23 protein-coding genes are annotated in these 18,271 nt (G+C 40.0%); 11 read left to right on the top strand and 12 right to left on the bottom strand.

From position 1 onward, the window contains the following. Positions 1 to 97: 97 nt before the first annotated feature. From C5745_RS04600 to C5745_RS04590, 3 genes are all read left to right on the top strand, one after another. Positions 98 to 823: a class I SAM-dependent methyltransferase gene (locus C5745_RS04600; protein ID WP_243403250.1), complete on the top strand. Its 726-nt coding sequence runs from the start codon at positions 98 to 100 to the stop codon at positions 821 to 823. 99 nt (positions 824 to 922) lie between these two features. Next, positions 923 to 1,789 (top strand): NmrA family NAD(P)-binding protein, encoded by an 867-nt coding sequence (locus C5745_RS04595; protein WP_105715805.1) that lies wholly within the window; start codon positions 923 to 925, stop codon positions 1,787 to 1,789. 140 nt (positions 1,790 to 1,929) lie between these two features. Next, on the top strand, positions 1,930 to 2,919 hold the full coding sequence (locus C5745_RS04590; RefSeq protein WP_105715804.1) for an aldo/keto reductase: 990 nt from the start codon (positions 1,930 to 1,932) through the stop codon (positions 2,917 to 2,919). A gap of 98 nt (positions 2,920 to 3,017) precedes the next feature. On the opposite strand, the gene C5745_RS04585 is transcribed toward C5745_RS04590, so the two are convergent. The 11 genes from C5745_RS04585 to C5745_RS04535 all read right to left on the bottom strand — a co-directional run bounded on the left by C5745_RS04585 (position 3,018) and on the right by C5745_RS04535 (position 11,968). After that, positions 3,018 to 3,641 (bottom strand): NAD(P)-dependent oxidoreductase, encoded by a 624-nt coding sequence (locus tag C5745_RS04585; RefSeq protein WP_105715803.1) that lies wholly within the window; start codon positions 3,639 to 3,641, stop codon positions 3,018 to 3,020. 76 nt (positions 3,642 to 3,717) lie between these two features. Continuing rightward, positions 3,718 to 4,476 (bottom strand): helix-turn-helix domain-containing protein, encoded by a 759-nt coding sequence (locus C5745_RS04580; RefSeq protein ID WP_317046838.1) that lies wholly within the window; start codon positions 4,474 to 4,476, stop codon positions 3,718 to 3,720. Between the two features lie 246 nt (positions 4,477 to 4,722). Next, the gene (locus tag C5745_RS04575) at positions 4,723 to 5,073 is read right to left on the bottom strand and encodes a VOC family protein (protein WP_105715801.1); all 351 of its coding nucleotides are present in this window, start codon (positions 5,071 to 5,073) and stop codon (positions 4,723 to 4,725) included. A 35-nt stretch (positions 5,074 to 5,108) separates the two neighbouring features. Beyond that, on the bottom strand, positions 5,109 to 5,882 hold the full coding sequence (locus C5745_RS04570; RefSeq protein ID WP_105715800.1) for an aminoglycoside 6-adenylyltransferase: 774 nt from the start codon (positions 5,880 to 5,882) through the stop codon (positions 5,109 to 5,111). 82 nt (positions 5,883 to 5,964) lie between these two features. Beyond that, on the bottom strand, positions 5,965 to 7,311 hold the full coding sequence (locus tag C5745_RS04565) for an amidohydrolase (RefSeq protein WP_105715799.1): 1,347 nt from the start codon (positions 7,309 to 7,311) through the stop codon (positions 5,965 to 5,967). Between the two features lie 127 nt (positions 7,312 to 7,438). Further along, a complete protein-coding gene (locus C5745_RS04560) occupies positions 7,439 to 8,011 on the bottom strand; it encodes a YdeI/OmpD-associated family protein (RefSeq protein ID WP_105715798.1) in 573 nt (190 codons plus the stop codon). 98 nt (positions 8,012 to 8,109) lie between these two features. Beyond that, positions 8,110 to 8,799 (bottom strand): helix-turn-helix transcriptional regulator, encoded by a 690-nt coding sequence (locus C5745_RS04555; RefSeq protein ID WP_105715797.1) that lies wholly within the window; start codon positions 8,797 to 8,799, stop codon positions 8,110 to 8,112. 46 nt (positions 8,800 to 8,845) lie between these two features. Beyond that, complete coding sequence (mph, locus tag C5745_RS04550) at positions 8,846 to 9,730, bottom strand: Mph(E)/Mph(G) family macrolide 2'-phosphotransferase (protein ID WP_105715796.1); 885 nt, start codon at positions 9,728 to 9,730, stop codon at positions 8,846 to 8,848. 310 nt (positions 9,731 to 10,040) lie between these two features. Beyond that, positions 10,041 to 10,433: a RidA family protein gene (locus C5745_RS04545; protein ID WP_105715795.1), complete on the bottom strand. Its 393-nt coding sequence runs from the start codon at positions 10,431 to 10,433 to the stop codon at positions 10,041 to 10,043. A gap of 97 nt (positions 10,434 to 10,530) precedes the next feature. Next, on the bottom strand, positions 10,531 to 11,094 hold the full coding sequence (locus tag C5745_RS04540) for a Crp/Fnr family transcriptional regulator (RefSeq protein WP_105715794.1): 564 nt from the start codon (positions 11,092 to 11,094) through the stop codon (positions 10,531 to 10,533). 16 nt (positions 11,095 to 11,110) lie between these two features. Further along, on the bottom strand, positions 11,111 to 11,968 hold the full coding sequence (locus tag C5745_RS04535) for an AraC family transcriptional regulator (RefSeq protein WP_243403248.1): 858 nt from the start codon (positions 11,966 to 11,968) through the stop codon (positions 11,111 to 11,113). Positions 11,969 to 12,031: 63 nt separating this feature from the next. Between C5745_RS04535 and C5745_RS04530 the strand changes: the two genes are divergently transcribed. The 5 genes from C5745_RS04530 (at position 12,032) to C5745_RS04510 (ending at position 15,399) form a co-directional block, all read left to right on the top strand. Beyond that, positions 12,032 to 12,991 carry an NADP-dependent oxidoreductase gene (locus C5745_RS04530; RefSeq protein ID WP_105716027.1) on the top strand — a complete coding sequence of 320 codons (960 nt, stop codon included), beginning with the start codon at positions 12,032 to 12,034 and terminating at the stop codon, positions 12,989 to 12,991. A gap of 227 nt (positions 12,992 to 13,218) precedes the next feature. After that, positions 13,219 to 13,668, top strand: coding sequence for a GNAT family N-acetyltransferase (locus C5745_RS04525; RefSeq protein WP_105715793.1), 450 nt, complete (start codon positions 13,219 to 13,221; stop codon positions 13,666 to 13,668). Positions 13,669 to 13,737: 69 nt separating this feature from the next. Beyond that, positions 13,738 to 14,199: a hypothetical protein gene (locus tag C5745_RS04520; RefSeq protein WP_105715792.1), complete on the top strand. Its 462-nt coding sequence runs from the start codon at positions 13,738 to 13,740 to the stop codon at positions 14,197 to 14,199. Between the two features lie 131 nt (positions 14,200 to 14,330). Beyond that, positions 14,331 to 14,894 carry a Crp/Fnr family transcriptional regulator gene (locus C5745_RS04515; protein ID WP_105715791.1) on the top strand — a complete coding sequence of 188 codons (564 nt, stop codon included), beginning with the start codon at positions 14,331 to 14,333 and terminating at the stop codon, positions 14,892 to 14,894. A 55-nt stretch (positions 14,895 to 14,949) separates the two neighbouring features. Then, positions 14,950 to 15,399 carry a DoxX family protein gene (locus C5745_RS04510; protein ID WP_105715790.1) on the top strand — a complete coding sequence of 150 codons (450 nt, stop codon included), beginning with the start codon at positions 14,950 to 14,952 and terminating at the stop codon, positions 15,397 to 15,399. A 4-nt stretch (positions 15,400 to 15,403) separates the two neighbouring features. On the opposite strand, the gene C5745_RS04505 is transcribed toward C5745_RS04510, so the two are convergent. Beyond that, the gene (locus C5745_RS04505) at positions 15,404 to 15,769 is read right to left on the bottom strand and encodes a winged helix-turn-helix transcriptional regulator (protein WP_207795715.1); all 366 of its coding nucleotides are present in this window, start codon (positions 15,767 to 15,769) and stop codon (positions 15,404 to 15,406) included. A 147-nt stretch (positions 15,770 to 15,916) separates the two neighbouring features. Between C5745_RS04505 and C5745_RS04500 the strand changes: the two genes are divergently transcribed. From C5745_RS04500 to C5745_RS04490, 3 genes are all read left to right on the top strand, one after another. Then, a complete protein-coding gene (locus tag C5745_RS04500) occupies positions 15,917 to 16,597 on the top strand; it encodes a YceI family protein (protein ID WP_105715789.1) in 681 nt (226 codons plus the stop codon). A 313-nt stretch (positions 16,598 to 16,910) separates the two neighbouring features. Beyond that, positions 16,911 to 17,759 (top strand): sigma-70 family RNA polymerase sigma factor, encoded by an 849-nt coding sequence (locus tag C5745_RS04495; protein WP_165793017.1) that lies wholly within the window; start codon positions 16,911 to 16,913, stop codon positions 17,757 to 17,759. Between the two features lie 121 nt (positions 17,760 to 17,880). Further along, positions 17,881 to 18,237 (top strand): nuclear transport factor 2 family protein, encoded by a 357-nt coding sequence (locus C5745_RS04490; RefSeq protein ID WP_105715787.1) that lies wholly within the window; start codon positions 17,881 to 17,883, stop codon positions 18,235 to 18,237. Positions 18,238 to 18,271: the final 34 nt, after the last annotated feature.

Raw genomic sequence — 18,271 nt, 5'->3', positions numbered from 1 at the left:
ATTTGCTCGCTTAAAGGACAAAGATCGCCGGTTTGAAATCTAGGATATTTGGCTTAAATTTATTAATCATTACTACTACTCGAAAAAAATTGAATTTATGAAATCTACGATAAAAGAAATTGAGGAACGCTTTGATAATGATGTGGAACGGTTTTCTAAACTGGAAACGGGTCAACAAACAACCTTGGATGCAACATTTAATATGGAGCTCATAACAGAAGGTATAGTCCGTCATCATCCCACACTTAAGTCTGTATTGGATATTGGTTGTGGTGCTGGTAATTATTCGGTAAAATTATCACAGAAAAAAACAGATATTGACGTCACGTTAGTCGATTTGAGCCAACCCATGTTAGATAAGGCATTAGAGAGAGTTGGAGCAGTGACACAGGGGAAGGTTGATGTCCGTAAAGGTGATTTTAGGTCGATTGATTTCGGCACGGAAAAGTTTGATGTTATTATTGCAACGGCTGTGCTACATCATTTGCGAGATGATAACGATTGGGAAACAGTGTTTAACAAATTCTTTGGATTGTTAAAAGAGGGCGGTAGCATTTGGATATTCGACTTGGTTCGCCAGTCTGATACAGCATTACAGCAATATATCTATCAAGAACTTTATGGGGAGTATTTGACAGGTTTGAGGGATGAGGACTATAGAGATCACGTTTTTGCCTATATCGATCGGGAGGATACACCGCGTAGTTTGATGTATCAGTTAAATTTATTGGAGAAAGTTGGTTTTAAGAAAACGGATGTTTTGCATAAAAACCTCTGCTTCGCTTCCTTTGTAGCTTTTAAAACAGAGGAGTACCACCCCTGACATACTGCTGTCACTAGCCGCTTTTATCTTTGTTTCATATATTTAAAATAAAATGGATAACGTAATAACAGACTTTCTTACTCGCAAAACTAAAAATATATGAACATCATTGTAGGAGCCACAGGACAGGTAGGCTCATATCTCATCCAAGAATTAAAACAGCAGAACGTCCCAGTTATGGCGCTGGTCAGAAATCTCCAAAAACTTTCTGATAAAACCGTTGAATCCCGGGAAGTCGACCTATTCGATGTTGAAAAACTGATGAAAGCGTTTCAAGGCGGAACTACTGCATTTGTTTTGACACCCGAAAATCCGATGTCCAACGACGTCATCGGGGATACCAAACGTATTGTCGAAAATTATAAGGCCGCTATCCAAGCGACCGGAATTAAAAAAGTCGTCGCTCTGTCCTGTGTAGGAGCACATATCAACGGCGAAACCGGCAACATTCTGATGTCGCGGATTTTAGAACAGGGACTGGACGAGCTGGATATAGAGCGGGTTTATATCAGGCCTTCTTATTATTTCAGTAATTGGTTGGCCTATATGGAAACCGTTGATCAACACGGTGTCTTACCAACTTTTTTTCCTGAGGAGTTACGAATAGAGATGCATTCACCGATCGACTTAGCTAAATTCGCAGCTAAAGTAATAACAGACACATCATCTTCGGAAAAGCGAAAAATCTATGAACTTACCGGAGAAGAAAAATACAGTTCAAGGGACGTGGCCGATACCTTTTCGAAGGTGCTTAACAAGGATGTAACTGTGCAATCCATCAAAAGAGACAAATGGCAGGAAACTCTGTTGTCGGTTGGTTTTACAGTTAACGCGGCACGTAATCTAGCGGACATGACACAAGCTGTTATTGACAATCTAGCCGTTCCAGAATATCCGAACAATATCATTAAACTCCCTACGACGCTGACCGATTATTTGAAAGCATGTACGGAGGCGAACTCTTAACACGTCTTTCAAAACTGTAAAGTTAGTTCGGGGTTACTTAACTGGCAAGAACTTTTATCGAATTTTTAAACAGTTCCTGATATTTATTGTTAATCTGATAAACAAAAACCCAAGTCAGCAGTAAATTAAAAATATAAAAAATGAGCCATATAGTTTTAAAAAAAGAACACGAACTAGGTCTTGGTGGGGTACCGATCGGCACGGCGTTCGAAGATATTACCGACGATCAGTCACAGAAAATTTTGCAGGAAGCTTGGGATCTGGGTATCCGCCATTACGATACTTCACCTTGGTATGGGCTCACGAAAAGTGAAAGAAGGTTTGGCGAATTTCTGAAGAACAAAAACCGTGAAGATTTTGTTTTCTCTACCAAAGTCGGGCGTTTGTTTACGCCGGTTCCCGAATCGGAAGTGCCGCCAACGATGTGGAGAAATCCGCTGAGTTTTGATTTCAAACATATGTACACAGCCGATGCGGTAAAAAAATCCATTGAAGACAGTCTAGAACGCACTCAGCTCGATTATATTGATATTGTTTACATCCACGATTTATCGGAGGATCAGGTGGGCGATCGCTATGATTATTACATGAAACAAGCCAAAGAAGGTGCTTTTAAAGTGTTATCAAAACTCCGTGATGAAGGAGTGATTAAAGCTTGGGGAATGGGCGTGAATAAGATCGAACCGATCTTAGATTGTATAGAAGCTGCCGATCCTGACATCTGTCTGTCGGCTACGCAATACTCCATATTAGAACATGAAGACGCGGTGGACCGCCTGCTTCCTGCCGTTAAAAAAGCAGGCGTAAAATTGGTTTCTGGGGCAGGTTATAATTCCGGATTTATTGCTGGGAGAGACCGCTACAATTACAAAGACGTAATCCCGAAAGGAATGACCGAAAAACGGAATAAAATCGAGGAAATTGCTAAGAAATATGATACCGACATCATTACCGCAGCAATACATTTTGTACTGGCAAGTGAGGAGTTTGTAGCTATTATTCCCGGCGTAAGTTCAACCGATCAGGTTAAAAGCAATGTGAAATCCTGGAAATCTGAAATACCGGTTGGTTTTTGGCAAGAGCTGAAATCGGAAGGTCTTATATACGAAAACGCCCAGACTCCAAGATGACCTTGAAGTGGCAATTTGCGACTTCAAGGTCAAGTTTCGTCTCTGTACAATGACTCCAAACACCTACAGTTCGTATGTTTGATGACTAGGAAGAAATATTAATTCGATATACTTACGGCTTTCCGTATATTGTTTTCACTATGCAACTGACGCAACATAAAGTCTGCGACATCTGCTCGTGATATTTTAAGGTTAAGTTTTTTATATTTTCCGTCAAAACCTATTTTATAACCGTTGGTTATTGCTCCATTTGTCAATGCGCTTGGTCGTACTATCGTAAAATCCAATTTGCTGTTGCGTATATACTCTTCCTGCAATTTGTGGTCGTTGAACGCTCTTTTGAGTAACATGCCAAACATGATGTGCTTCCAGACAAAATTTAGATTTCCATAGCTTTCGCCTATGCCAAGGGTCGATAAACATATCAACTTCCTTACCGCAGCGCTGTTCATGGCATCGATGATATTTAATGTTCCCATCGCCCGTATTTTACCAACTCGTCCATCCCCTAACGCACAAAAAATCGCATCGTGATCTTTCACCGCGCGCATCACATCGTCTGCATTGGAGACATCTCCGGTATACACATGAAGATTGGGGTTTGTCGCTATTATTTTTGCAGAGTTACGCACGAAGACTGTAACCCTATATCCTTTTTCCAATGCTTGCTTTACAATTTCTGTACCTACGGTGCCCGTTGCACCAAAAACAATTATTTTCATTTTTTTTCTTTTAGTCTACTTGGCAAAATTGCAGCATATAATGCCTAGAAAATAGAATAAAAACGACAACGCTTGCTTATTTTTTGAATGCTTTAGGTGTCTTACCTGTAAACGCTTTGAAAACACGTATGAAATGGGACTGGTCGGCGAAACCATTTTGATAAACAATATCCGATAGCTTGCTATAGTCTTTTACCGTAAGTTGCTCCATAGAAGCCTGGAATTGGATAATTTGGGAGAATTGTTTGGGCGAAAGCCCGGTTTCATTGCGGAAACGCCTTTCAAAAGTACGCATGGTTAAATTACAGATTGCAGCAATGGCAAGAATGCTTTCCTGTCCTTTTGTCCTGATAATCCGTATAACGGCTTCCCGTATTTTATCGTCAAGATCTTGCTTTTTCCTTTCTAAGAATGACAGCAGCAGACTAGTGATGACTTCAATCTTATCCTCAATAGAATCGGAAGCTTGTAGTTCGTTGGCAAGCGCCATTACGCCGTCGTCCGCCATCATGTCGTCCAAATAGTAACAGTTATCGTTTATGCTTTGCGGAACGAGATTAAAAAACGTCCTCAAAACAAAGGGGTATAATTGAAAAATGATGAGCAGGTATGCTCCCGAAATTTCCAGTTCGATCGGTTTAATAGTCTGTCCATAAAGAAAGACGTCGGGCATCTTTTTATCGTGCGGGCGTACTATCAGGCTATTATCGGTCTGCTGGAACATTACCCCGGGATAGCCGTCTGCGAAAAAAGGCAAACTTGTCTTCAAATTTCTGTCCTTGCTTTCAAATACCCATATGTTCTTCACGAACAATGAAATGGATTTGTCTGGCATTATGCTTTGAAAATTCATTGCTTCATTACTGAGCTTCGTATGTCCTTATATTGCACTTCTCAAATACGAAGGCCCATGGCAATATACGATTTTAAAACTCGATCAAAGTAAGCCAAAGCGTCAAACTTTTGCTATAGTTTAATAATCCCGCTTTGGCTGCGGCATAAGGCAAAGTGGAATCGTACAATGGCAGTCTTGCCTGAATAGAAGCAATATGAATAATAGCGCCACTTTATTTGCATTTTATTATAAATGCATCAGGATATTGACCAACTTTCCAAAAGGATCTCTTACATAAAACCGGCGCACACCCCACGGTTCATCGGTCGGCCCATATTCCACCTGGTATCCATGCTCTTTCACGCGGCCATATGCAACCTCGATATCGTCTACTTCGATAGACAGGTCAGGAACATCGGTCCCGCCCCCTCCTTCCGTAGCAAAAGCGATCTGGACGCGCATGTTTTCCGTATTGCCATAACTGGTTATCCAACCATGATCCATCAAGATATCTAGGCCTAATACCTCGCCATAAAACCGATTCGCGGCGTCAATTTGCTGTGTACTTACATTAGCGACTATTCTTTTGACTTTCATAGACTTCATTAATGTGTATGGTAAAAATGCAGCGACTAATATCCGATTTGATTTAACAATCGTTTTAAATCAGCTGGAATGCTTAATGCATCAAACAGCTTTTTTGATAAGTCCGACGCATGTTGAAAAGCGGCTCTTAAATTGTCGGCGTCCAAATCAGATGTTGTCAATCTGAATGCTGAATACCAATCTTGATCAATGTCTTTCTCTAAGCGTTTTGTGGGGCTTTCCCAATGATTGGTTTGATTTGTCGCTATCCGGATTAACCAAAGCAAATACTTTTGCACGTTGAAAAGGCTTTGGTAAGCGTGCGCGTGTTCTTGCCTTTTTATCAAATTGCTTGTTATCAATAAGACATTTAGTAATGATCTACTTAGAAAAAGGATGTTTTCATTTGTTGTTCGGTCGGGCGATATTGTTTTGATCTGATGAAGTGTTTTCGTCAAAAGACCGTCTTTGTCAATGATATTCATTTCGCTAAAATCACTGAAAGACACAAAACCCTCCCACGATTTTATAATTTCAATATCATTCACGGTTAAAAAATGGAATTCTCCTCTGATGAGGTTTGCAAAAATCGCAACTTCACTTCCGTATTCATTCGTAAAATACAAAGCCGTTGGAGAAATCTGATTTACCCACTGTTCGGCGGAAAAATTTTCTTTGCTTTTCAGAAAGATATAAAATTCTATATCGGAATATTGGTCTCCCTCATTTTTTGTAAATGAACCGTACATCAAAACTGCGGAAACATTTTCATCTCTCCGCGCTATTGATTTGGTGGCATCAATCATCTGTAATTGTGTCATTATACTAGATTTAACGTTTGTAATACATTCTTCACTTATGTAAAGTGGTGAATGGGCTTTTCCTTGTTTGAACGGTTACTTATCAATATACGATATTGCCTTCGTGAATAAGGGACTTCACTGGAGAAATACGGGATACAGCCTCAGCCGAGCAGCTTGCATCGATAAGGACTACGTTTGCAGCATCACCTACCTTTGGCCATTGTTGGTTCCCTTTATCATCTAGCGGCAATATATTTCCGGTCGCCAATTTCAAACTTCTGGACAACAGGAATTCTGTCCCATAACCGTAAAGTTGAGCCATTACATTTGCTTTTTGTAATACACTACCACTTCCCCAGGTATTCCAATGGTCAATGATGCTGTCGTTACCTGTCATTACCGTTACATTGTGTTTGTACAATGTAGGAATTGGCATAATCAATCTGCCGAATGGGATCGTTGATACGACTCCAATACCGGCGTCGCCTAATTTCTCGGCGATTTCTTCTTGTTTTGATGAATCCAATCTTCCCAACACAAAGGCGTGGCTCAAGTAGGTTTTGTTTTTTAAAACTGGATTTTCGTTTACTTTTTCGATGAGGTATTCTACTGTTTTAAGTCCGGATTCACCAGATTCATGCAGATGAATGTCGATTCCCTTATCGTTATCTAAAGCAAGCTGCACGGTAAAATCCATTGTTTTTTCGATAGCACCGTCTATCGAATAGGGATCAACACCTCCAATAAAATCAATATCCATTTTTGCAGCTTCTTTGAGATATGGAGCTGAGTCGGTGTAGAAAACACCGTGTTGTGGGAATGCAACCAGCTCTGCACCAAAACCTTTCTTCTTGTTCGCTAATGCTTTTTGAAGATTTTTAAGCGATTGCAGTTTTGATGTGGGATCGATATTGACATGGCTTCTGGCATAAGAAGTACCTTTCGATTGCAACAATTCAATCAATTTCTCCGCACGATCGGTAGAGGTCTTTAACATTTCCGGCAAGATCTTTTTCTCTAATTCAATCATTCCTTTGACTCCACCAGTTCTGCTTCGGACGGCTTGCCAGTCGCCACCATAAAAAGTTTTGTCTAGATGAATATGCATATCTTTAAATGCAGGCAACATTAGTAATCCTTTTGCATCAATAGCATTTGGATCGTTTGGCTTATTAGGTGTTACACTTTTGATGTTTCCTTCACGAATGACAACACAAAACAAACCTGTTTTAGTACGGACGATTTCGTCACCTTCATATTCAAACCCTGTTTCTAATAAAACGTTCTTTAAAATGCAATCACCCATTGTTGATATTTTTTTCTCATTAACCATTTCCTGCGCTAAAATACGCTCTGTTCCGATTAGCTCTGGAATAAAGATTGTTCCTATAAGCCCTAACCCTGATTTTTTAAAAAAATCTTTACGTGATATCGCCGACCTTTTCATGGCCCAAAATTACATAATACAAAATTATCGTACGTCTAACTTTATGGAGTGCCTTCTCCTTGGCGGTAGACCAGCCATTGGTTAACGAGAAACTTTACCGTTACGCAAGGTATTGTTATTTTTTTCCTCAAAACTGTTTAGGTTTCTTTTTCTGTCCTGCGAGTTCGGCAATTTCGTCTATGCGTTTTTGCCTAGTTTTGGGCTTTCTAGCAAGAACGAGTGAGGTCAGCATCATTTTCCGGACCGTTTTGCTCAAACTTAAAAAATAGTCTTTTGAACCTTTGTGTTTTTTGAACGCTTTCTCTAAATCGTTTGGGATGATTAATTCTTCTACTTCGTCCAAAATTGTCCACGAACCATTTTCTTTGGCGGCTTCAATAACGTCCAAACCCGCTTGTGTCATTAACCCTTCCTCAATGAGTTTCCGTACTTTTTCTTTGTTGATTTTACTCCAGGTACCTTGTGGTTTTCGTTTACTGAAAAACTGGTGTGCTGTATGATCGTCTATTTTAATTTTCTTGCTGTCTATCCAGCCGAAACAAAGCGCCACATCAACGGCCTCGCTCCAGCTAATAGATGGTCGCTCCGATGATTTGGAATAAAAAACAAGCCAAACAGATTGTTTCGACAAATGGTTTGTTTCCAACCATTGTCGCCACGCTGCTTGGCTTGCCGGATAAAATATTTCTATTTCGTTCATAGTTACATTACCACCGTATTTAATCTTGTTTTACTTGTTAAACATGACGCAAAACTAAAAGGGGGTTACGACAGCCTTATGTCAGGGGTTTAGAAAAGCTAATGATACTTGTCAAAATACTCTTGCAAGGTCATCCCGTGCGGTTCAAATTTGTCGGAAAGCACTTCCACCTTTGTAATTCTGTCCAAGCGAAAAAAGCGAAATTCTTTTCTTAAGCGACAATACGCAACCAGCAACCAGTTTTCCGTGCTTAGTAATGCAAACGGTTCAATGTGTCGGATTGTGGTTTCGTGTTGTTCGTTGGTGTATTCAATTTTGCTAAGACGGAAATTTGTCAGGGCAAACTGTAAATCCGACAAATTATTGCTATTTCTTTCTCTGTTTATGTTTTGGTAGAATCGAGTTCGTTCGGCAAGTAAGTTGGCTTTGTCCTGTACGCTGTATTTCAGAACTGCTTTTATTTTATCTACGGCCTCCGTGTAGTCTTTGATGAATGAAGCATCTTTGTTTTTTAGAACCAATTGCTCTGCGGTAATCAGAGCATTGGCTTGCGCCTCGGTGAACATTACAGGAGGAACTCGGTAGCCTTCCATAAGCGTGTAACCTTTGCCGTCTTCTGTAATAATGGGAACGCCCGCCTGTTCTAACGCCCTGATGTCTCTGTAAATTGTTCTGATACTAACCGAAAACTTATCCGCCAGTTGCGTGGCGGTCAAAAGCCGCTTCGTCTGCAATTGTGTAAGAATTGCGATCAGCCGCGAAAGCCGTTTTATGTCGTTCCCGTTCATTCGTCAAATTTACGACTTGTCAACCTAACCTTTGATTATTTATTATTCACCTAACGCCCAACATCGCTTTAGCACCTTTGATATGAAGATCACTTTTGGTTTCCACTGCAAAAAAACCATAGGCTAAGGCAGAGGCAGCCGCTCTTTCGACGGATTGTTCGAAAATCCTATCCCAAATCTGTCCTCCTCGCTTCTCATATTCATCAATCAATTGTTTCAGACTTTCTTCCCCGAATACATTGAGATGGCCAGCAAAGTCCATTGCTGGATCACCAATGTGCGCAGTCGTCCAATCAATAATTCCTGAAATTTCGTTATTGTTGTCGGCCAAAATATGACCAGCATAAAGATCAGCATGGATAAACTTTGTGAACTTAGGCCACAGGGAATCGTTATCCAACCAAGTTTTATACCTAGCTTCCAATTCTTCTGAAAGGCCAATTTCTGATTTAACCAATCGTAGTTGATTTTCTATTTCTTTTTTTAAATCTGTAGTGGTCTTTATTTTCAGATTGTTTACGCTAACCTCAGATGCTGGAATACTATGAAGTTCCACTAATACTTTTGCCAAGGACGGAACATAATTAGGACTATCCTTATCCATATTCCAAGTGACTTCATAAGTAATGCCGTCGTAGGTCAAGGCTGGTTTATCTTTAAGTAGCGGATAAGCTACTAAATCATGGCTTGCAATTTTCCAGTCTGGAACTTCGACCGAAAGATGTTTTTTGACCAAATTCAATATTTGTTTTTCTTCTTTGATTTGATCTGCCATATTATCCCGTCTGGGAATGCGAAGTACCCATTGATGTCCATTAATATCTGATACGATACAGACCCTAAAGTCTATGCCCATATCATTGAATTTTATATCGCCAGTTATCTTGAGCCCATGGGCTTCAGTCAGGTTTTGAATGTCTTTGGTAGTCATCTTAATAGATTTGAAATGTTCGTGAATAACCTCTTCAGGAAAAACCAATAGTACTCAATCGCTGAACACTTTCCTAAAAGATTGATGAAAACGTTTTTAAACGGCGGGTATACGATTGCATGGGATTAAATAACCCAAGGTTTTGCAATTGTATTGTCTTTTGTGTATAGCATGAGGCAAAAATAAAAATTCATTTTAATTTCAACAAAAAATAATGTCGTAAGTTGTATAACCTATCTGACGCACTCCCTCGGATTAAGCACGGCAAGAACCAGGCGGCCGCCCTGAACTTTTTGGTAAAATTATCCTTTTATTTGACGAGGGTCGCCTCGAACTCAATGTTAAGTGTTTCATAGAGGGCGTTTACTTCCATAACGGTAAGTGCAGTCTCCACATTATTCTTTCTAGCCCAGTTTACATAAACATCAAAACAGGTCGATAAAAGTTCATCTGTTGATGTTGAATAAATGTTTAAACGAACGATGTTTTTACACGCGTAACCTGCCTCGGAAATGACTTTTTCCAAATTTTGCAACGCTATATTCATTTGCGTTTTCATGTCTGCATCGCTAGATGTTCCATCAGCGAGCACTGCGGCCTGTCCCGCGCAATACAATGTGCTTTCTACTTGTTTCACTTCTACCGATTGTGCGTATCCGCGGTCTTCTGACCATGTCCAAGGATTAATGATTCGTTTTTGCATTTCTACTTTTATTTAAATTATTAATGATACTGCAAAGATGAAGAGATTTGGTGCGAAGATGCTGTGACATACATCACTATTTACATAAGCTAAATGTTTATAGGGTAAGTCTGCTAAGTGTTTCTCTTGAAACACCAAGATACGACGCAAGTAGCGTTTTAGATACGCGTTGAAATAAAGAAGGATAACGATGAAGCAATTGCTCATATCGATCCTGTGCGCTCGAGCTTAGGAGGGATAGTAAACGTTGTTGGGATGCAACGTGTCCGGATGTCGCTTTTTTAAGGAAGAATAAAACAATTTTTGGTAAAATAGCACACAAATGATGGTAGTCTTTCAACGTAATGCGTAGAACCGTGGTGTTTTCTAGGCACTGCAGAGACATAGTCGCATCGGATGTAGAATAAAAAGCTTGATAATCGGTTTCCCACCAATCTTCCATGGCAAAAGACAAAATATGTTCTTTTCCAGATTCATCATAGTAGACGAGTTTTAAAAGACCGGAAATAACGAAATAGGTATATTTTACGCTTTCTCCTTGCCGAATCAAAAAATCATTTTTCTTGAATTTTTGGAGGGTAAAATGTGATGTGATCAATGAATATTCATCATCTGTAAGTGAAACAATTTCTTCTATATGACGTCTTAGCTCGTTGTGCATAGGTGATTATGAAAAATTAAGCGGGAGACAGAATATGCCTATACCCCTTTAAACTCATTCCTTTATGTCTTTTGAAAAATTTATTGATATGGCTCTCGTCCGCAAACCCAAATTCGTCGGCTATTTCATAAATCCTTTTGTCACTGAAACGCAGTCGGTGTTCAATTAATCGAATCCTATAAGAGGATATATATTGTTGTATCGATTCATTGCATTGCTTGCGGAAATAACTACCGAGGTAGGTTGGAGCCAATCCAAAATTTTCGGCTATTACTGCAAGTCTTAAAAGTTCGGGTCGGCGGATATGTTCTTGTATATAATCCAATATTTGCAACAAACGAATGTCTGCATGGGGTATAATGTTTTGTGGTTTAATGATGGCTAAATTTCTAGCTGCAATAACAATTATGGCATTTACCAAATGACGAACGAGGTCTTCCGAATACACCGATTCATGTTCAATAGCCTGTCGTAAACTCGCCATCAATGATCCTACCATATGTTTGTCGTCGTTATTTACGAGCACAGAACCCGACAAATGGGAAGCATAATATAAGAGACACTCCATATGGTCTATGCTTTTCCATTGGTATTCCCGTACATATCCTTCACCGAAACGTATTACCATAAACTCACATATACCCTCCAAATCAAATTGGTGACAGTCTTTTGGCGTTATAAGGAACAAATCTCCGGCAAAATAAGCAAACTTATTTCCATTGACAACATGGTGACCAGTGCCGGAGATCACGTAAACCAATTCGAAAAAATTGAATTGTCTGTCACGTAAAGGACATTCGTTTACCTCTTCGTAGAACACTTCAAGTGATTGATAGATGTTTTCCCTTGCCATACGGCAAAGATACCTAAACATACTTTAAATGTACCTGTTTTTAATCTTGTTTCCGGTCTATTTTTGTCAAATTAAATGAACAAAATGAAAGCAATCGTATTGAAAAATTTTGGAGGTGTTGAAAATCTTCTTTACACAGAAATTGAAAAGCCTGCAATAAAGGCAAATGAGGCACTGGTCAAACTGAAAGCAATTAGTATTAATCCCGTCGATGTCAAAGTTCGCAATCGACAGGCTCCTTTGGCTGAAGATTTGGCGAAATACAGTCCGCTAGTTTTGGGATGGGATATTTCCGGCGAAGTAACGGAAATCGGTGATGAAGTTACCGAATTCAACATGGGAGATGAAGTGTTTGGAATGGTCAATTTCGCCGGGCATGGCAAGGCCTATGCTGAGTATGTAGCTGCCCCGGCTGAACAGCTCGCCCTGAAACCCAAAAACATCAGTCATGTGGAAGCTGCCGCTTGCACATTAGCAGCATTGACCGCATGGCAAGCGTTCGATAGTTATGGCAAACTGAGGCCTACAGACAAGGTGCTAGTCCACGCGGCTTCGGGCGGTGTAGGGCATTTTGCTGTACAGATAGCCAAAGACATAGGGGCATACGTTGTGGCTACCTCCTCAGCTTCTAACAGAGATTTCGTATTGGGATTGGGAGCAGACGAATTCATTGATTACAGAAGTGTCCATTTTGAGGATGTCGTACAACAGGTCGATTTTGTACTGGAAGCTGTCGGAGGCGCCAATTTTCAGAAATCGGTACAGACACTAAAACCTTTCGGAACCATCGTCGCACTGCCTTCTGGACATACGCTGGAAGATGAGCTCAAAGCGCAACAGAAACAACTTCATGCCTGTTATTTCATGTCTGTTTATTCTAGCGGACAGGATATGCGGCGTATTGCATCTCTATTGGAAAAGGAGGTGTTAAAGCCCCACGTATCCTATGTGTTCGGGTTTGACGAAATGGCAAAAGCTCATCTGCAAATCGAAACCGGACGTACAGTGGGGAAAATCGTGGTTAAAGTGGATGGAAGCTATTGAAAAGATACGGTATCACACGGACACCAAAATAACAGTAAAAACCAACGAGATTATTGTTTTTCGTCTAACTGTTTTTTACTTTTATAAGAAGATTTTATATTCCAACTTACGAAGGATGAGTGGCACGAGCTTATCACGGCTCTGATAAGCTACCCGATGGCGCTAAGTATACGCCTGTTTCATATCGTAAATGCGAAAAAATCTGAAAACGTCGCCAAATAGAAAAAATGCATTTTATAGAACGAACAAATTCCGACAATTCCGACTTTCAAAAATTAGTAGTTGAGCTTGACAAAGACCTCGCCATTAAGAATGGCGACGCTAATGACTTCTTTGTCCGGTACAATAAAATTGACCATATCCGAAATGTCGTTCTAGCTTATGAAGCTAACGAAGTTGTGGGTTGCGGCGCAATGAAGGAGTATGGGCATGGAATAATGGAGATTAAAAGAATGTATGTACCGGTGAATAAACGAGGTAATGGAATTGCTGGCAGTATTTTAACAGAATTACAAAAGTGGGCAAAAGAACTAGGATATACGAAATGTATATTGGAAACGGGAGACAAAATGGTTGAGGCGATCGGCCTCTATAAGAAAAATAACTTTGAAATCATACCAAATTATGGGCAGTATGCGGATGTTGACAGTAGCGTCTGTTTTGAAAAAGTATTATAAAGTTATAAGTTACTTTTGTAAAAATAGCGCGGGGCATAAAATCCAATCTGCATCTTTTATCAAAAATTTATGAAACATCAATTTACGTTACCCCACTTCCCGGGTTCAACTTTCGAAATCGAAACTTCTATATGGACAGGGCGCCCCACGCTTTTCAAAGATGGAACAGCGATTTCCCGTTCCAACGAAAAGGGCAAACCTTTTTTGATTCCTAACAATTCGGGGGAAATCGTAAGGGCGTATCCCAAGCCGAGATATATGGACATGGTCCCTGCTTTAGAAATTGATGGGATACTGTACGATATCGTAGATAAATTGGCCTGGTATCAATATGCACTATGCTTAATACCACTGGTACTGATATTTATCGGCGGGGGAATAGGTGGTGCCATTGGAGGAGCGGCATCAGTCTTCAACTTACAAGCGATGCGAACAGAAGGCTCCGTAACGACGAATTATCTTAAAGTGGTAGGTATAACGGCTCTGGCTTTTGCGCTGTACTTCTTGGTAGCTTACTTAATTTTGAGTTGACAATACACAACGATCACTTCCGCTAGCGAACGACTGAACCATCTGAAATTCCTTCTCGCCTGGGGCTTTTGGATGAAGCGGACTTCGTGTTTAAATGTACAGTTGGGAGTTTATGCGAAAAAGTTTATCCAATGGAAAAAATCAGAGAATTTTTCAGTGAGTTTGTTACGATAGATGATCCTGACTGGAATATCTTTGCTTCAAAGCTTGAACGGGCCGCCTTTCCTAAAAAATCTGTTATACTAGAGCAAGGCAAAAAAGAGCGGTTTCTATCCTTTCTGGAAAAGGGTATTATTCGTTTTAATATACCGAAGGTCGATTACGATTTCACATTTGCCTTTGCTTTTGAGAATACTTTTTTTAGCGCGTACGATTCCTTCCTCACCCAGACGGGTTCGCTTTACAACATCGAATGCATTACCGATTGTGTACTGTATCGGATTTCCTACGAAGATTTGGAATTTGTATATGCTAACACATCAATTGGTGACCGTATTGGAAGAAAAGTAGCCGAAGATCTATACATCAAAAAGATGAAACGAGAACGCTCCTTGCTAGAAGATACAGCCAAGAAAAGATATATGGATCTCTTATCGGATCAGCCCCGACTCATCAAGTATATACCCCAAAAATATCTGGCATCTTATATTGGAATACGACCACAGTCCCTGAGCAGGATTAGAAAGACTATTTAGTTAACATATGTTCATTGATTGCGCCGAGATCAGGGGTTACATTTGCAAGAAAAAAATGAAACCTTTATTTGTATTGATCGGCGTCTGGCTAATATCCCTCTTGATAATCAAGCTATGGAGATCAGCGTTCGATTATAAATTATCTGGAAAAATTGCGCTATCGGTTATGCTCTTGTTTACCGCTTTGGGACATTTTATGTATACGGAAGGCATGTCAAAAATGTTACCGCATTTCATACCGTTTAGCATGCAAATCATTTATGCTACGGCATTTATAGAGATTATAGCTGCCATCTGCATATTCATACCTGCGTTTAGGCACATCACCGGTGTGCTTCTCGTTTTCTTCTTTCTAGCCGTTCTTCCAGCCAATATCTTTGCAGCGGTTACACATCTGAATTATGAAACAGGAAGCTACGACGGCCCGGGCGTGGACTATTTGTGGTTTCGGATTCCGTTCCAGCTCGTATTGATATGCTGGACATATCTATTTGTAATCAAGTAGTGATTTAATCGGCCTTGCCATGCAACCTATTCCGATAGAAAACACCCCAATTTGCGATTTCGTCTATGATTGGCTCCATCGTTTTTCCATATTCCGTGACTTCGTATTCGACGGTTATCGGCTTTGTGTCGACGACTGTCCTCGTTATAAGCTGGTTCATTTCTAAATCTTGCAGTTCTTTAGAAAGCATTTTGGCCGCAATACCATCAATCTCTCGCAGAAGATCCATAAACCGCATTTTTCCACCTTGCAAAAGCGCTCCAAGGATATGAATTTTCCATTTACCGGACAGAACTTGCATGGTGTCTGTAATCGCCGTTATTCTAACCTTACACGCTAAAGATTTCGTAGCCGTTTTCCGAGTTCTCATACTGGAGTTTAATTTTCGCCAAAAATACGCAAACGGACATTAGTTACCAATTGGAAACTAGTTTCCAATTGGTAACTAATGCATTTTTTAAACTGAGCTTATATTACCTTTGCAGGTATTTAAAAATCAATAACAGTTAAATATAAAATGAGAAAATTATCAGCTTTAACGGTCGTTGCCGCGCTGGCATTAGCGGCTTGTGGAGGTAATTCCAACGCAGACAAAGTACAGACATCAACTGCTCAAGAAGTTGCAACGGAAAAAGGCACTGTATTTCAGCTTGATCCTGTGAACAGTTCCATAAAATGGAAAGCCTATCATAAAGGTGGTTTCGATCCAAGGTTTGGCACGCTCGAAAGCGAAGGGAACCTAACGCTGGAAGATGACGCGATTGCAAGCGGTAAATTCACCATCGATATGAATTCCTTGCGTACGGATGAAGAGGCTGTCGATATAGCAAAGACAGGTGGAAAGACGGCTGCGGATTTAGATGGACATTTGAAAAACGAAGATTTTTTTGATGTTGAAAAATACCCTACATCGAAATTGGAGATCACATCTGTAAGATCTTTTGACCCTGCAGAAGATAAAAGTGTGTTAGCAGATGCGACACACGTTATCAGTGGTAACCTAACGATCAAGGAAAAAACGGTGAATATAGCCTTCCCAGCTAAGGTATCCATCCAAGAAAACGAGGTGAATGTACAATCAAAATTCAGCATCAATAGACAGGATTGGGGCCTCACTTACGGAACGGACGGTGATCCAAAAGACTGGATGATTTCACAAGAGGTTGACTTGGAATTTGATATAACCGCTAAAAAATAACATCGCTCTCCACGTGGGGGCTGGAAGCAAAAATTCATACACGGAAAAGCAGAGAGGCGGGCATTTTTACAGTGCCTGCCTCTTTGTTCTTCTATACACTAGCCGACGGCAGCTGCCGAAAATCCTGATTACCGATATCCTGTGTGCTTATATTAACGACTGAAAAAAAGCCAGTACACCTGTCACATATTCAACGCGAAATGTGTCTTCTATTAAATCAAAGACAATAATGCAATTGATTTTTGTTTATTTTTATCTAAAATCTAATACTAAAACTCAATACCAGGTAATCACTAGCGAATCTTACAACAATATGCAGGAACATTATAAAAAACTCTTGACCTATGCCTACAATATCGTTGGTTCTTATGAAGACGCCAGAGATTTAGTACAGGATGTATTGGAAAAATATATCGTACTCGACAAGGCGAACATCCGTCACGAACCGAACTTTTTGATTAAAAGTACGATCAACCATGCCATCAATTTTAAAACTCGTCAAAGTAAAAAAGAAGTCTTTGGTGAGTGGCTGCCCGAGCCTGTCTCCTTTGAAAATGCAGACACCAAGCTCATTAAAGACGAAACTGCGAGTTATACGATGCTTGTACTGCTCGAGCATCTGAATCCAAAAGAAAGAGCAACTTTCATCTTAAAGGAAGGGTTTAATTATTCACATGCAGAAATAGCCGAATTGCTTGAAATAAGTACGGAAAACTCCCGACAGTTATTAAGCAGGGCGAGTAAGCAATTAAAGGGAGGTAAATTTTCAATAGAGAGACAACGTGCCAGCGTTCATGTGGAAACATTAGGGAAATATCAAGCGGCGTTAGCTCACGGCAACATTGAGGAGTTAGAACATTTATTGGTCAGTGATATAAAACTAAACGCGGATGGTGGGACCAAAGTGCAGGTAGTCAAGGGCGCAGAAATGGGAAAAACCGCTACCGCTACATTATTGGTTTACGTGCAGCAGCAATTTTTACTCGATAAAGAATTTACTTTCCAATTCTTTAATCATCAGCCCGCAATTTGTTTCTGGGAAAACAGCAAGCTACATAATTGTCATATCCTTCAATTAAATAACGACGGCTTAATCCAAGAGATTTATTCTGTTGTAGATCCTGAAAAGCTAAAAAATATCACCAAGCTGTCACGTCTGTAGGACGGAATGTGTCTTCTATAAAAAACGGTTAGAAAACTCCTATTCTCGAACAGGAGGAGACAGTTTTGTGCAGGGATCAACAGTCAAAACATGTCGTTTAGTAGCATTTTAAATAAATAATATGGAACAAGTAGAAACAGCCATCGAGGCATTCGTAAAAGCCGGTGACAAACAGGACATAGTAGTATTGGAGGACATTCTTCATCCCGATTTTCAGAACATTCAGGATGGATTTTTTGGTGAGAATGGAATTTTTGTAATCTCAAAACTAGATTATATCGAACTAATCAGAACGAAGAAATTTGGAGGAAGCTCCAGAAGTATTACTTATCATTCGATCGAACAAACCGGCAATATGGCTAACGCACGGGTAAAATTGGAAAGCCAATATTTAATCTTTCACTCACTGATCGTCTGTGTTCAGGATCATGGGCATTGGAAGATAATAAACAACCTTCCGACGATAGAAGTGAAGTAACTGAACGTGTCATCTATAAAGATAATCTTTGGTT

Source organism: Sphingobacterium haloxyli (assembly GCF_002980525.1).
In the GTDB taxonomy this organism is placed as follows: domain Bacteria; phylum Bacteroidota; class Bacteroidia; order Sphingobacteriales; family Sphingobacteriaceae; genus Sphingobacterium; species Sphingobacterium haloxyli.
The sequence above is the reverse complement of the archived record's forward strand: the minus strand, read 5'-3'. Positions and strand labels throughout refer to the sequence as shown.